The sequence below is a fragment of the Luteibacter sp. P4_E6 genome (assembly GCF_056401535.1).
Genome location: NZ_JBFUJE010000060.1, coordinates 1 through 14044 on the forward strand (window position 1 = coordinate 1; position 14044 = coordinate 14044).

14 protein-coding genes and 1 pseudogene are annotated in these 14044 nt (G+C 62.1%); 7 read left to right on the top strand and 8 right to left on the bottom strand.

The genetic code is table 11. From position 1 onward, the window contains the following. The 3 genes and pseudogenes from AC1DT2_RS06245 to AC1DT2_RS06255 form a co-directional block, all read left to right on the top strand. A partial coding sequence (locus AC1DT2_RS06245) for a hypothetical protein (protein ID WP_477295177.1) occupies positions 1 to 207 on the top strand: 207 nt, incomplete at its 5' end. A 1-nt stretch (position 208) separates the two neighbouring features. Beyond that, positions 209 to 670, top strand: coding sequence for a hypothetical protein (locus AC1DT2_RS06250; RefSeq protein ID WP_477295179.1), 462 nt, complete (start codon positions 209 to 211; stop codon positions 668 to 670). Between the two features lie 164 nt (positions 671 to 834). Continuing rightward, positions 835 to 918: pseudogene (locus tag AC1DT2_RS06255) on the top strand (integrase core domain-containing protein); the annotation flags it as partial. 60 nt (positions 919 to 978) lie between these two features. Here AC1DT2_RS06255 and AC1DT2_RS06260 read toward each other — a convergent pair. Together AC1DT2_RS06260 and AC1DT2_RS06265 are read right to left on the bottom strand one after the other, a co-directional pair. Then, the gene (locus AC1DT2_RS06260; protein ID WP_477295181.1) at positions 979 to 1389 is read right to left on the bottom strand and encodes a lysozyme inhibitor LprI family protein; all 411 of its coding nucleotides are present in this window, start codon (positions 1387 to 1389) and stop codon (positions 979 to 981) included. Between the two features lie 25 nt (positions 1390 to 1414). Continuing rightward, positions 1415 to 2296, bottom strand: a complete 882-nt coding sequence (locus AC1DT2_RS06265) for a DMT family transporter (protein ID WP_477295183.1) — start codon at positions 2294 to 2296, stop codon at positions 1415 to 1417. A 149-nt stretch (positions 2297 to 2445) separates the two neighbouring features. On the opposite strand from AC1DT2_RS06265, the gene AC1DT2_RS06270 reads away from it, so the two are divergent. After that, on the top strand, positions 2446 to 3795 hold the full coding sequence (locus AC1DT2_RS06270; RefSeq protein ID WP_477295185.1) for an aminotransferase-like domain-containing protein: 1350 nt from the start codon (positions 2446 to 2448) through the stop codon (positions 3793 to 3795). 119 nt (positions 3796 to 3914) lie between these two features. Here the strand turns inward: AC1DT2_RS06270 and AC1DT2_RS06275 are convergent, their stop codons facing one another. Beyond that, on the bottom strand, positions 3915 to 5483 hold the full coding sequence (locus tag AC1DT2_RS06275; protein ID WP_477295187.1) for an XVIPCD domain-containing protein: 1569 nt from the start codon (positions 5481 to 5483) through the stop codon (positions 3915 to 3917). Between the two features lie 24 nt (positions 5484 to 5507). Next, positions 5508 to 5951: a lysozyme inhibitor LprI family protein gene (locus AC1DT2_RS06280; protein ID WP_477295189.1), complete on the bottom strand. Its 444-nt coding sequence runs from the start codon at positions 5949 to 5951 to the stop codon at positions 5508 to 5510. Between the two features lie 241 nt (positions 5952 to 6192). On the opposite strand from AC1DT2_RS06280, the gene AC1DT2_RS06285 reads away from it, so the two are divergent. After that, positions 6193 to 7707, top strand: a complete 1515-nt coding sequence (locus AC1DT2_RS06285) for an FAD-dependent oxidoreductase (RefSeq protein WP_477295191.1) — start codon at positions 6193 to 6195, stop codon at positions 7705 to 7707. Between the two features lie 6 nt (positions 7708 to 7713). Here AC1DT2_RS06285 and AC1DT2_RS06290 read toward each other — a convergent pair whose 3' ends face one another. The 3 genes from AC1DT2_RS06290 to AC1DT2_RS06300 all read right to left on the bottom strand — a co-directional run bounded on the left by AC1DT2_RS06290 (position 7714) and on the right by AC1DT2_RS06300 (position 10630). Beyond that, complete coding sequence (locus tag AC1DT2_RS06290) at positions 7714 to 8649, bottom strand: hypothetical protein (protein WP_477295193.1); 936 nt, start codon at positions 8647 to 8649, stop codon at positions 7714 to 7716. A gap of 335 nt (positions 8650 to 8984) precedes the next feature. After that, positions 8985 to 9809, bottom strand: a complete 825-nt coding sequence (locus AC1DT2_RS06295) for a restriction endonuclease (protein WP_477295195.1) — start codon at positions 9807 to 9809, stop codon at positions 8985 to 8987. Between the two features lie 11 nt (positions 9810 to 9820). Beyond that, a complete protein-coding gene (locus AC1DT2_RS06300) occupies positions 9821 to 10630 on the bottom strand; it encodes a restriction endonuclease (RefSeq protein ID WP_477295197.1) in 810 nt (269 codons plus the stop codon). A 308-nt stretch (positions 10631 to 10938) separates the two neighbouring features. Here AC1DT2_RS06300 and AC1DT2_RS06305 point away from each other — a divergent pair, with 308 nt between their 5' ends. Next, positions 10939 to 12276 carry a lysozyme inhibitor LprI family protein gene (locus AC1DT2_RS06305; protein ID WP_477295199.1) on the top strand — a complete coding sequence of 446 codons (1338 nt, stop codon included), beginning with the start codon at positions 10939 to 10941 and terminating at the stop codon, positions 12274 to 12276. Between the two features lie 14 nt (positions 12277 to 12290). Continuing rightward, positions 12291 to 12791, top strand: coding sequence for a PH domain-containing protein (locus tag AC1DT2_RS06310; protein ID WP_477295201.1), 501 nt, complete (start codon positions 12291 to 12293; stop codon positions 12789 to 12791). Between the two features lie 75 nt (positions 12792 to 12866). Here the strand turns inward: AC1DT2_RS06310 and cycA are convergent. Beyond that, a partial coding sequence (gene cycA, locus AC1DT2_RS06315; protein WP_477295203.1) for a D-serine/D-alanine/glycine transporter occupies positions 12867 to 14044 on the bottom strand: 1178 nt, incomplete at its 5' end.

Genomic DNA, 14044 nt, shown 5'->3' on the forward strand with positions numbered 1-14044 from the left:
CATGTGACCCGGCTTGCATACTTGTTCGACCCGGCAACACACACCACCGCCGCAAGCGCAACGAGCAACATCGTCCAGTTCACCGTTTCTCGCAGTAGCGCGGCGAGTGCGAGGCCCGTGAAGGGCTGGACCAGTTGCAGTTGTCCTACCGCGGCGATTAATAAGTCCTTGATTGGTCATCGCATCTATAAGCCTTTAGGTGATTGATATGAAATATTTCCAGAAGCAGATCATCGCCTTCGTAATTGCGATGGCGGTTCCTGTGCTGTCTCATGCTTCCGACGAGCTTTCATTGAAAGTGTCGCGTGACAAGGGCGATATCTACGTTATTGTTGCGAACACACAAGACAACGCGGTCAAGGTGCGTAAGGACTTCCTGCTTGATCGGATCTTCGGGAGCCTGACCTTCGATATTCGAAATCACGCAAAGGTCTTCCCTGACGCGTCGCACATTAATCCCGAAGTTCCTACTGAAAGTACGTACATCATACTGACGCCTGGGCAAGTAATCGGGCATATGTTCAATCTTCAGATCATCAAGAACGCTCATATGCTGACAAAGGGTTGTTACACCATTTCGGCGATCTACCACGATGGAATGGCAAAAGATTTTGCAGGCTTCGAAGGTGAGGTGAGATCGAAACCGATCTCGCTTTGCATCGACAAGTAGGGCGTCTTCACGTCGGTCTCGGGTGCCAGCCCATCTGTCTATGATCACCGCCGCATTGCCTTGACCGCGCGAGTGGAAAGCGACGGTATTCACGGCATCGTGCTGATCATGCCGTCCTGCAGGGGCGCGCTCACTGTCGACGTGTCTGGTACGGGAAAGTCTATGCGTACATCGAGCGATTCAATCGAACCTTCCGCGAAGAAGTCCTCGATCAACACCTCTTTTCACGCCTCGATACCGTCAACAAGCCGCCTGATGTTCTAGTTTTGAAATGTCTGCTTGACGGGGAAGCTTACGATAGCCCGGGATTACGGTCCGGGCACAGGGCAACTCATGTCGCCTTCCTCACAGTGAAGAAGAGCTTCCAGCTCCTTGGTTCGGGCGTGTGTGGCAGCACTGCGACATTGGGTAATCAGCATCGGATAGATGCTCCCCTGGGCGTTCGCCGAGGCGGCGAACTCGCATTGCGCATCGCGAAATGTAAGCCACGCGCGTTGTGCCTTGATCAGGAGTGAGGTCGCGGCCTGATCACCTTTCAACCGAGCGGTGACCTGGCGGTACGTGGCGTTCAATTGCTTATCTGCCGCCTCGAATTCCTGGTCGGCACACGTGGTCATTGACAGCTGACTGGATGCCTCGTCGCAGTCTTCGGCATGAGCAGCGGCGCTGCCTGCCATGGATGCGATCACTAGCATGACGATGATCGAGAATGTCCGCACGGAATAACGCCCCTAAGGTGTAAGCCTAAAGCTTACCTTGCGCCGGGGATGCATACCTCTTCGACCCGGCAACACACGCCACCGCGGCTAGCGTAACGAGCAACATAGTCCAGTTCACTGTTTCTCGCAGCAGTAGCGCGGCGAGTGCGAGGCCCATGAAGGGCTGGACCAATTGCAGTTGTCCTACCGCTGCGATGCCGCCCTGCGCCAGTCCGCGATACCAGAACACGAAACCGATCAACATGCTGAATACCGAGACGTAGGCAAGGCCAAGCCACCCGGCCCGGCTCACGTGCTCGAACGAGGCGGGCATGGTGACGAGCGCCGTTGGCAACATGACGGGTAGCGCCAACACCAGCGCCCAACTGATGACCTGCCAGCCTCCCAGGATGCGCGAAAGGCGCGCGCCTTCGGCGTACCCCATGCCGCAGACGACTATGGCGGCCAGCATCAGCAGGTCGCCTTGGGCGGATCCGCCCGCGCTGCTGATGGCCGCGTAGCCTGCGATCAGCGCAGCACCACAGATCGAGAACACCCAGAAGACGGGTCGGGGACGCTCGCCTCCGCGAAGCACACCGAAGATGGCCGTGCACAGCGGAAGCAAGCCAACGAAGACGACCGAGTGGGCGGATGTGACATGCCGCAATGCCAGCGCAGTCAGCAGCGGAAAGCCCACGACGACCCCTGAAGCAGTCATCGCCAGGGGCACGAGATGGACGAATGCCGGTCGCCGTTGTCCCAGCACCAAAAGGAGCGCCAGTCCCAACAGTCCGGCAATGGATGYCCGCGCACAGGTCAGGAATATCGGATCGAAGTCCGCCACGGCCGCACGCGTTGCCGGCAATGAGCCGGCGAAGATGGCGACACCGATGAATCCATTGATCCATCCACTTGCTGCTTTTTCCATCGGTCGTTCCTTATCAGACCGATGAAGTTGAGCATCCGGAAAGGGCCGAAACGAGGCACAAAGCAGTACAATTAAAAGAAACTGTAATGCTTTCCAAGCCAGTACAGTCGAGGCGAGCGATGCGTAGCGGTAGTCGGATAGAGACCGTCATGACCGAGGTGAGGTCGCGAATCTCCTCGCGTAGCTACCTGCCGGGTGCGCGACTGCCGTCGGTGCGTGCGCAGGCGCAAACCATGCAGTTATCGATCTCGACCGTGGTGGAAGCCTATGAACGGCTGGCCGCCGAGGGCGTCATTACCTCCCGACGAGGCGCCGGCTTCTACGTGGCCGGGCCGGTTGCTCCTTTGGCGCTGGCGGATATGGGCCCGAAGGTCGAGAGGGAAGTCGACCCGCTCTGGATCTCCCGGCAGTCGTTGGAAGCGGACGCCACGTTACTGAAGCCGGGCTGCGGATGGCTCCCGGCGGATTGGCTCTTCGAAGCGGGCATGCGCCGCGCCCTGCGCGCCGTGGCACGGGCCGAGACGTTGGAACTCGTGGAATACGCCACGCCGCTGGGGCACCCCGGGCTGCGTCAGCTGCTCGCCCGCCGGATGCATGGCATCGGCGTCGACGCGGCACCCGATCAGATCATGTTGACCGAGTCGGGCATCCAGGCCATCGACTTGATCTGCCGGTTCCTGCTGGAGCCGGGCGACACCGTGATGGTGGACGATCCCTGCTATTTCAATTTCCACTCATTGCTGAAGGCACATCGCGTCAACGTCGTCAGCATTCCGTATACCCCGACCGGGCCGGATGTCGGCATGTTCGAAGCAGCGTTGAAGGCGCATTCGCCGCGCCTCTACATCACCAACTCGGGGCTGCACAATCCGACCGGCGCTGTGTTGTCCGCCGTCGTTGCGCATCGCCTCCTGAAGCTTGCCGAGGCATCGGATCTGGTGATCGTCGAAGACGATATCTTTGCCGACTTCGAAGCCGTGCCTGCGCCGAGGCTGGCGGCCTTTGACGGCCTCTCGCGCGTGATTCACGTCAGTAGCTTTTCGAAGACGATCTCGGCATCGCTTCGATGCGGCTACGTGGCGGCCCGTCCTGATTGGATCGAGGGCCTGTCCGACCTGAAGATCGCGACCTCTTTCGGAGGAGGGCGCCTGTCCGCTGAAATCCTGTTTGCCACGTTGACGGACAGCGGCTATCGCAAGCACATGGAAACCGTGCGCGAGCGCCTGGCGAAAGCGATGGAGAAAACCGTGGCAAAGCTTGCCGACCTGGGCATCACGCCCTGGCTCGTTCCGGGTGCCGGCATGTTTGTCTGGTGTCGGCTCCCAGAAGGTGTCGACGCCGCCACGGTGGCGCGAGCGTGCCTGAAAGAGGGCGTGGTGCTCGCGCCGGGAAATGCTTTCAGCCAGGCGTCGAGTGCGACCGGCTTCGTGCGTTTCAATGTGGCGCAGTCACAGGATGGGCGCGTGTACAAAGTGCTTGCCCGGGCACTATTGGAGTAAGCGGCAATCACATGCCCGCGGCGTCCAACAGGGGGTAGGTCCAGACCTACTTACCCATGACCTCTTTCTTCTCTTGAAATTCGCTATGTTTCACAACTTTTCAGAATTATTCTATGCCGCTACGGCTGCACGCCCGGAGCCTGCTGCGGAACGTGAGCTTGCTGCTGCGTCTGCTGTTGCTGTGGAACGGTCTGCTGACCCTGCTGCTGGTGAGCTTTCTCGAACTCGGCGCTGCTCTGTTCCAGCGGCCTTGCGACAGACTCGGCGACATCGACTTCAGCAACGCGCTTGAACGGTGAATTCGATGCACCCTGCATGGCATAGGCGCGCATGCCGTCGTCACTCATGGCGACGTGGTCGACCTGCGACATCGTCTCCTTCTTCGCCGCGACGGCGAGCGAGCCGGCAAGGTTTTCCGACCGATGGTCCGACGTACGGCCACGCAGCGCATCGATAGCTTTCACGCCGTCCAACGTCTGCGTATAGATCGCATGGCCGGGATGCCGGGTGTCGGACAGACTGACGGGTGACGGGTGGCTGACCTGTGGTGGATGCGCCGCTTTCTGCACCGCATCCAGCGTCTTCGGTCCAGCCACGCCATCAGCAGTCAATCCGTGGGCACGCTGGAAGGCCTCGACCGCTGCCTTCGTTCCCGGACCAAAATCACCGTCGGGACGCAGCGCGCGGCCATGCGCGTCGGTGAAGCCAAGCTTGGCCAGGTCGGTCTGCAAGGCAGTCACCTTCTCGCCGTGTGAGCCGTCCTTCAACGACGCATGGCCAGCCGGCGCATGCGCACGACCACCCTGGCCAATCGCCTGCAGCGCCGCCTTGATATCCGCGTCATCACCTGACTTCGACGGATCGAAGTTTGGATCACCGACCTTGGCGCTGGCGCGATCGAGTGCGGCGGCCTTTTCCGGGTCCTTGTATGCATTCTTGTACTGCTCGGCTAACGCGGCAGCTTTCGGGCCGTCGTAGTACGAGTAGGTTTCCTTGATCTCGTTGGCCTTGGCGAGGACGGCGTTGTAGTCGCCACCTTCCTGCATGACCTTTTCGAACTTCTTCATCTGCGACGGAATCTGGTTCTCCGTCTTGGCGAGAATGGCGACGGTTTCCAGACGACGATCTTCGGGGATGTTCTTGCCGTACTTGTCCAACGTGTCAATGGCCGACTGCGTCGCGTTCTTGATCTGCGGGTAGTCGATGTTGGTGTGGATCCACTTCTGGCCGTTCTGCGAGCCCGCCCACGCGTTGATGCCGTCGCGGGTGTCCTTGTCGATGAAGTTGAGCGTGGTGCGACCGTGTTCGCCGTTACCATGCGTGAGCAGGTCCCGGCGGAGCTTCGTCGTGTCGCTGGTGTACGTCAGGCCGTGATCCTTCGCGTACTGCGAGGACTGGTCGATGATGCCGTCCACATACGTGGTCTGACCGGGTTCCAGCGCCGCGCCATCGGTGGCACCGAGCGCCCAGGTGCCGCGCTTGCCGAGGTCGACCTGGATGGTGCCGAGCGAGTAACCGCTGTCCGCGATGATCTTGTTCGCATGACCCCAGTTGGGATCGGACGTGCCGGAGGTCACGCCGGTGATGGACAGGTGGTACGAAGACGGACCGCCTTCGGTGCCACGTCCCACCACGAAATACGTGGCACCTGCGAGCGAGTTCACATCGTGCGTGTCGATACCAGCCATGACTTCTCTCCTTGAAGGAACGGATTACTGATCGTTGGCGATGGTGAGGTACTTGTCCAGGGCGTCCGCGCGCTCGGCGAGGCGGAAGATATCGTTCTGGGTGACCTGGAGGCCGGCTACGGGCTCATCACCATACAGCGTGGCTTCGAAATCGCCGTTCTTGTTGTGGAACTCGAGCCAGGCGCGCTGCGATGCGAGGAGATTGTCCTTCGCCTTGCCGGTGAGCTTGGCGGTGAGCGCCTTATAGGTGGTATTGAGGCGCGTGTCCTGCGTCTTCTTTTCCGCGGTGAGGCAGGTGCCCTGCGCCGTCGTGTCGGAACCGGCTTTATCGACGCACGCATAGAACGAAGCCGTGATGCCCTTGGGTGCCTGGCGCTTGATCACCTGGCTGGTGCTGTCGGCGGCGATGGCGCTGCTGCCGGTGACGAGGAGGGCGAGGGTGATGGCGAGCGTGTGGGCCGTTCTCATCGTGGAGCTCCTTTAGGACGACCCCGGAGCTTGCCGAACGCAGGATAAAAAGCCAAGAGATCCGGTTCTCACTACGGCGTCTTCACGAAATCATCAACTTCTTCCGAAATTGCATGACACCTGGAACGTAGGGCGCATTGGTGCTGTCAACACATCACGATGTACACACAGAACCGCCTAGCCACGGTCACATTTGGCCCCTACATTCAAAAGCTAGCTTTCGCCAGCACGGGAACCTGTCATGTCAACCGATTCTGACGCCTCACCCGTTGGGCCCGATTTCAGCCAGGGCGTCTACGCGTCCACGCTTCCCGAAGAGGGTGTCTTCGCCGGCCATGTCAATGGCGAGGCGATCATCGTGGCGCGCACCGACGAGGGCATCATGGCCTTGGGTGGTGCCTGCAGCCATTACAGCGGACCGCTGCACGAAGGCCTCCGTGTGGGTGACACCATCAGCTGCCCCTGGCATCACGCCTGTTTCGATCTGAAGACCGGCCGGGCATTGAAAGCGCCGGCACTGGCCCCGGTGGCGCGCTGGAAGGTGGAAGAAGAGGGCGGCAAGGTTTTCGTGCGTGAAGCGCTGCCTGATGATGCGACATCTCCTGCGGCGTTGATGGCAGACAAGCACTTCGTAATCGTTGGTGGTGGTGCCTCGGGGTTCGCCGCGGCGCAACGTCTTCGCCAGCATGGTTTCGCCGGCGACATCACGATGATCAGCGCCGACGTGGATGCTCCCTATGACCGGCCCAATGTGTCGAAGGACTATCTGGCCGGGACCGCCGATCCGGCGTGGATGCCGCTGAAGGACGCGGCGTTCTACGCGGACCTGAAGATCACGTTGAAGTTGGGAACGGTGGTCCGTTCTATTGATGCGGCTTCGCGTTCGGTTGCGCTGGAATCGGGCGAGCCGCTCACGTACGACAAACTGCTTCTTGCGACAGGTGCGGAGCCAGTTCGTCCTTCAGCACCCGGTTTCGATCAGCCGCACGTGCATACGTTGCGCAGCATGAAGGATGCGGAGCGGGTGATTGCCGATGTTACCTCTGACGACATCGTCGCCGTGATCGGCAGCAGCTTCATTGGGCTGGAAGCGGCGGCGTCGCTTCGTCACCGCGGTGTCGCGGTGCACGTGATCGGTCCGGAGCTGATTCCGCTGCGGAGCAAGTTCGGTCCGGCCATCGGGACGATGATCAAGGCGCTGCATGAGGCGAACGGTGTCGTGTTTCATCTTGGGCGCCGCGCCGAAGGCTATGCCGACGGTGCCGTGCAGCTCGACGACGGCACCTCGGTGCGCGCGACGCGCGTAGTGCTCGGCATCGGTGTGAAGCCGCGCTTGCAGTTGGCCGAAACGGCAGGAGTGCGAATCGAACGCGGTGTGGTTGTCGACACGTCGATGCGCTCATCGGACCCGAACATCTTCGCCACGGGTGACATCGCACGTTACCCCGGTGCACATGGGGAGCTCGCGCGCGTGGAGCATTGGGTACTCGCCGAGCGTCACGGCCAGGTCGCCGCAGCAGGGATGCTGGGCATCGACGACCCGTTCGAAGAGCCGCCGTTCTTCTGGAGCGTCCACTACGACACGACCATTCGCTACGTCGGGCACGCCGAGGACTGGGACGCCATTCGCGAGGAAGGCTCCGTGGCGGACAAGGATGCCGAAGTGCGGTACGAGAAGGACGGGCGGGTGATCGCTGTGGCCACGGTGAACCGGGATATGGATTCGCTGAAGGCGGCGGAGATGCTGAAACGCTAGCGGATCCTACTCGACCCACACTACGTCCGAGATACCCAGGTGTGTCCCTTGCCTGGGGACGATTTCTACCGGATGGCTACCATCGGCATGACATACGTAGATGTGACCGTGGGGTCCGAGATACGCCAGCATGCTTCCATCCGGCGACCATGTCGGATTGCTGCCCTGCGCGAGCATCTGCAACCCCGTTCCATCGGGATGCACTTTCCCGATCCCCTGGGCCGAACTGAAGGCGAGCCATTGCCCGTCCGGCGACCAGACCGGATTTCCGGTCCGGTGCCAATGGTCCGTGGGGTCGCCTCCTCGCACGATGCTGTGGCGCATCTCGTTGTTGAGCCTGGCGCCAGGGATATCCGTGAGCTGCCTCGTTGCGCCGGTGGCCGTATCCATCAGGAACACCTCGTGCAGATTGCACGCCGTGAGGTTGCCCTTGGTGCCACCTGCGAAGGCGAGGGTCTTGCCGTCGGGTGACCACGTCGGGAACATTCCTCGACAGCCTGTTACGTCGGATGCGCAGACCGACACCTCTTGCCCGTCGATCGGCGCAACGCATACTCGCCCTCCGGAAGCGAGGCCGGCGACGCGTCGTGCATCCGGTGACAGGGTGGCTTGGGTAGCAAGGTAGCGGTGCGCGGGATCCTGCGATGACGGTGCATCCCAGTCCGCTGCGGTGAAGAGATCGACGGTCGGGCTACTAAGTGCCTTCTTGGTCGCATAAGCATGCCCGGCCATCAGGTCGACGAGGAAGGGTCCACGATCTGCCCCAGATCTGCTGTTTACGCCGAGCGCGTGCTGCCGTGGATACACGACGAGGTCACTGGCGTTGGAAAAATTCGCGACGACCGCCGGAGGCGTGCTTCCATCGGCGGGGGCCGCGTAAAGCCGCTGACGTAAGGGGCTCCCCTGCACGGGAGGTTCCGACGGGTCGAGGGCGACGAACAAGAATCTGCCTTGCAAGGGCAGTCGATCGGTCGACGCCGCGGCAGCGCTAACCGAGGACGCGGTTGCCAATACATACGCGGCTGACAAGAGGTAACGCAGGCTCCGGCATTGCTTCATGTCATTTCCAGTCTATCGGCGCCAGATGGAAGTTCGTTATGGGATGGGGCTCATTCCGGAAGGGGATGAGTGGGGTGGCCGCCGAACAATCTATTCAAGGATCTATTCACGCTGAGGCGGACAGAATCTGTATGCCTATGAATAGCCTTTGTATTGTCCTCGAGAATCTATTCAAGAATCTATTCACAGGGGCGCTTACTCCGGCGCTACTCGGCGTTTCAAGGCAAGGACGGCGTCGTCTTCTCGAGAATCCGCATTGATTCGGCGTTCTTCCTGTCCCACTCCTCTGCTTCTTTCTTGCTGAGCTTCGTAAAGGCAGACGGCGGCTGAGGGGGTGGCGGGGCGGTTGCCTCACCGCTGGGCGTGCTGCCCACGGCGCCAGCGGCTGAATAAGGAACCGCTCTCACCACGACGGGCGCGGGTCGCTGGGTGGTGTGGACGATGGATGAGGTCATGCTCCGGAACACGGCGGGGATGACGACGTAGTAGCCGAGTACAAATATCCCGGCTGTCAGCATTGCCGCGGCTAGCAAGGCTGTAGGCATCCGGTTGCGCCGCGTCCACGACGGACCCGTTGGCTTCGCACCGGCCATGGATGAAAGGACGTCATCGGCCCAATACGTCGTCGGCAAATCCCCCGTTTCAGCAAGCATGTGCCGTAGCGCTACACCGTCGATCAATTCGATCTGCGGAAACTCAGCCGCCGCGGCGATGGCGGCAGCGCTGAACGATCCCGTGATGACGACGATCGCCCGCGTGGCATGCTGCGTTTGCATCACGCCAATAAGCTCATGAACGACGTTGTGCGTGACCTCGAAGAAGTTCACCCGCTTGCACTGCACGACGATGTATTCGCCGTCACGGAAGAGCTTGAGGTCGATGCCACCGTCGAACTTCTTCCACGACGTTTGCGCCCCCGTCCCCGAGTGCTCGACCCGATAGCCGCGTGCAGCGTAGTGCCGCGCCATCAGGCGTTCGAATTCATCCCACGGCATGCTGGCCAGGGGATCGGCGTGGCGGAACCTTGCCTTCCTGTGTCCCATCCCGGGCGGTCTTACTGGTCTTTGATGGCGGTGGCGATCGGCTTCTTGTCGTCGAGGGAAGCGACGATTTCACGCTCCCTGGCGGCGTCGTGGACCACGGGCGGGTGCGTCCGCATCGCTTCGACTGCCCTCAGGCCAGATCTCAGCCCGGGGAGTACGGAGGGTAGCGAGGCGACCGGCTGTTGCTCGGTGGCCAGGGGCTTCCGCGACTCGAGCAACCTCGCCATCTGCGCCTGCTGGATCTCGTGAATGTAGAACGTGTAGAGCATCACCAGGGCACCCGCCATCACGACGACGGCAGCGACAGCGGCCACGGCCGATGCGCGATCGATTCTCGCCTGGCGAGTATGCGTGTGCCGGACGGGCGGTCTTGCCGCGCCCGACCATGCAGGGAACTCGGGCGAGGCAGGCGCTTCGACGATGGGCTCCGCGACCGGCCCGAGCATGGCCCGTATGGTTTTCCCGTCGATCAGCCGGATATGCCGGAACTTCACCGCGGCCTCCATGGCTGCGGTGGTGAATTCGCCCGAGGTGACGACTATCGCGCCCGTGGCCCCGACGGTATGCATCACGCCGATGAGTTGGTGCACGTCGTTGTGCGGCACCTGGAAGGAGTTCCAGTGCTTGCACTGGACGACGATGAGTTCCTGGTCGCGGTGGAGCTTGAGATCGATGCCGCCGTCCGGGAGGTTGCCCTCGCCGGCGCCGGTGTGTTYGACGCGATAGCCCTGTCGTCGGAAGTGCTCGGCCACCAGGTGTTCGAATGCTCCCCAAGTGAGCCGGCTCAGCGCATCGTCGTGACGATGGCGAACGGACTTCATGCCGGGCCTCATCGGCGCGACTCCTCTAGGTACGRCATCGAGTGGCGCCCATGGGCGCCGGGTAGGACTTCCATGACTTCCCCCTGTGATTCCCCAATGCGACACCACCCCCCGGCGGGTCCTTGGGACTCGGGGAATATAGCGGGGTTTCGTGTGGATTTCTGTAGGCATATCCCTACAAACACACGTGGCGTGCCTCTGGTGAGTACGCGGCTCCGCCGGGTGGCGGCGGAGCCCTTGGCGCCACCCCCGGTTTTGTTCAAGATGCAGGCACTGCCGTCACTCGCCGGCAAGACGAAGGATCGCCTGTGTTCAAGAAGTTACGAGTTGCCAGCGTCGCATGGCTCCTTGTCGCGCCGCTGGTAGCCCATGCCGCCGGCTTCGACTGCGCCAAGGCGCGCACGCCCAGCGAGAAGGCCGTCTGCGCCTCGCCGAAACTCTCGGCGCTGGACGGCAAGCTGGCCGATGCCTTCCTCACGGCACTGAAGAATCACCCCGACAAGGCGGATGCCCTCAAGCTGGACCAACGTCACTGGCTGGCCAGTCGCGACGACTCGGCGTGGACGTACCTCAGCGGCGACCTCGGCAAGCAGCTGCCAGACTTCCTGGCCGGGCAGTACAAGCAGCGCATCGACTTCCTGGCGGGGCTTGACGCCGGCAAGCCAAAGGCGCCGCTCACGGTCGTTTCGGATGCGCTGCCGAAGCTGCCATCAGGCTCCCGTGACATCCTCAATGACCTGAAGACGCAGGGCGCCCCGATCGCGCTGGCTGAAGAGGTGGAAATGAAGGACGTATCCGCCTTCCCTTATCAGGCGGACAACGCGCTGAAGAAGGCCATCACCGAGCTCGAAGAGAACCTCACCAACCGCGTCCTCGCCGGCGCGCCCTTCAGCTCCGTGTACACGATGGGTGGCACCGCGCATTGCCTCACCGAGGCGCCGTACCGCATCGATGGGAAGAAAGCGTTCGCCATCGACGGGCCACCGGTCTGGGGGGACGATTGCATGACGGACCACCTCGTCGCGAAGCTGGGCGACGACTATGCCGCGATGAACGTCGATATCGGCGATCCCAACCAGCAGTCCATCGAAGCCAGTCGCTGGGCGGGCAAAGGCTTCGGATCGGCAGAGGATCTGATCCTGCGTTTCGACCACGCATTGAAGCTCGATAGCTCGGCGTGTGCACCGAAGCAGTCGCCGTGCGACGAGTTTGGTACGGCGGCCATGACTTATGTAGCGAAGTACGACCGCAATCCGCAGGGCGGTACGCTGGATCGTGCACTGAAGGGTACTGAGAAAGCGGCCTATGACGCCGCGGTCGCGCGTGCAAAGGCGCCGGGCGGCATCGCCTCGAAGGGAGACGCACCGACGCTTCCGGACTTCGGTAGCGACGGTCTCGCCGTGGGTTCGATGACCGGCTACGACAGCGAAGCAACGATGTTTCCGTTCACCTTCCGCGGCGAGACACTGCTCGGCTATATCGGCCACGGCCATGTTGGCTGGCGCGCCAACGACGACTGGATGGTTTCGGCGTGGCGGTTGAAGAACGGCGAGCTCGAGGCGGTCGCTTCCGCCTACGTGAACGTGGTGCGCGGTAGCCTGCTGTTGTCGGCACCCGTGCCGGCACCGCCGCCTGTGACGCATTGACCGGGATGTTTGGTATGTCGACGTTTTCCACAAGCATGTCGCCTCACGTCCGTTGGCTGGGACTGACGACGGTGGCGATTCTTGTCGTCGCCCTGGTCATCCTGTTCGGGCGCGATGCGGGGCAATCGGCCGGCCCGTACCTGGGCGGCGTGCTCGTGCTGATTCTCGGTGGGACCTACCTGGTTTCCACGCGCGAGTACGAGATTTCCAACGGCCGGCTGGTCGTGCAGAAGGTGCTGGGTTGCAAGTCGTTCGAGCTGCGCGGCGCGTCGGTAAGCCGCGACGCCCTCGCGTTCCAGGGCATGACGCGCGTGTTCGGGAACGGCGGCTTCTTCGCCTTCGACGGACTGTTCTATTCACGCCGGATTGGCTTCGTGCGCAGCTATGCGCGCAATCGCGATAACGGCGTGGTCGTGGTGCTGGCCGGCGGGAGCAAGCTGGTCCTGTCGCCGGACCAGCCCGATGCCTTCATCACCGCGGCGCTGGCGCAGGGAGCTGTCCTCTCCGCGCCCTGATGGTTCGCTCTCGCACTGCCGCGGGATCGCCGATGAATCGGCTCCTACAAAATCAGGCCGCACGCGCCGATCACGTTACGCGCGACGGCGGCGCAACGCGTAGCCGATTCCCAGGATGGCAAACCATACCGGGCTCGCGATGAGTGCCTTGCGCGTATCGTCTTCCAATGCCAGCAGTACCAGCACGAAGGCGAAGAAAACCAGACAGACCCAGCACATGAACACGCCGCCGGGCATCTTGTAGCTCGACACCGCATGCAGTTCGGGACGCTTGCGCCGATACGCGATGTACGCGGCGAGGATGAGCGACCAGACGAACATGAAGAGGATGGCGGCCAGCGTCGTTACCAGCGTGAACGCGGTGACGAGGTCGGGAATGACGTACACCAGCGTGGCGCCGCCGAGCAGGCAGATGCACGAGAACAGCAGGCCGCGCGAGGGTACCGCCGCCTTCGACAGGCGCTTGAACGCGGACGGCGCGTGGTCTTCTTCGGCGAGGCCGTACAGCATGCGGCTGGTGGAGAAGATGCCGCTGTTCGCGGACGAGGTGGCCGAGGTGAGCACCACGAAGTTGATCAGGCTCGCCGCCGCCGGAATGCCGGCCAGCACGAACAGCTCGACGAACGGGCTCTTGCCCGGCAGGACCTCGCGCCACGGGGTCACCGACATGATGACGACCAGGGCCAGAACGTAGAACAGGATGATGCGCACGGGGATCGAGTTGATCGCCTTGGGCAGGTTGCGCTCCGGATCGGCCGTTTCGGCGGCCGTGGTGCCGACCAGCTCGATGCCGACGAAGGCGAACACGGCAATCTGGAAGCCGGCGAAGAATCCGCCGAGGCCGGTCGGGAACATGCCGCCGTCATTCCACAGGTTGCTCAGGGAGGCCACGTGGCCGTTCGGCGAATGGAAGCTCCAGGCCACCATGCCGAAGCCGCAGACGATGAGCGCGCAGATGGCGATGATCTTGATCAGCGCGAACCAGAACTCCAGCTCGCCGAAGAGCTTGACCGTGGTGAGGTTGAGCACCAGCAGCAGGATCACGCAGAGCAGGGCGGGTATCCATGGCGCAAGGCCGGGAAACCAGAATTGCGCGTACGAGGAGATGGCGATCACGTCCGCGATGGCGGTGATGATCCAGCAGAACCAGTACGTCCACCCGCAGAAGAACCCGGCCCAGGGACCGAGCAGGTCGGTGGAGAAGTCGATGAACGACTTGTAGTCCAGGTTGGAGAGCAGCAGCTCGCCCATGG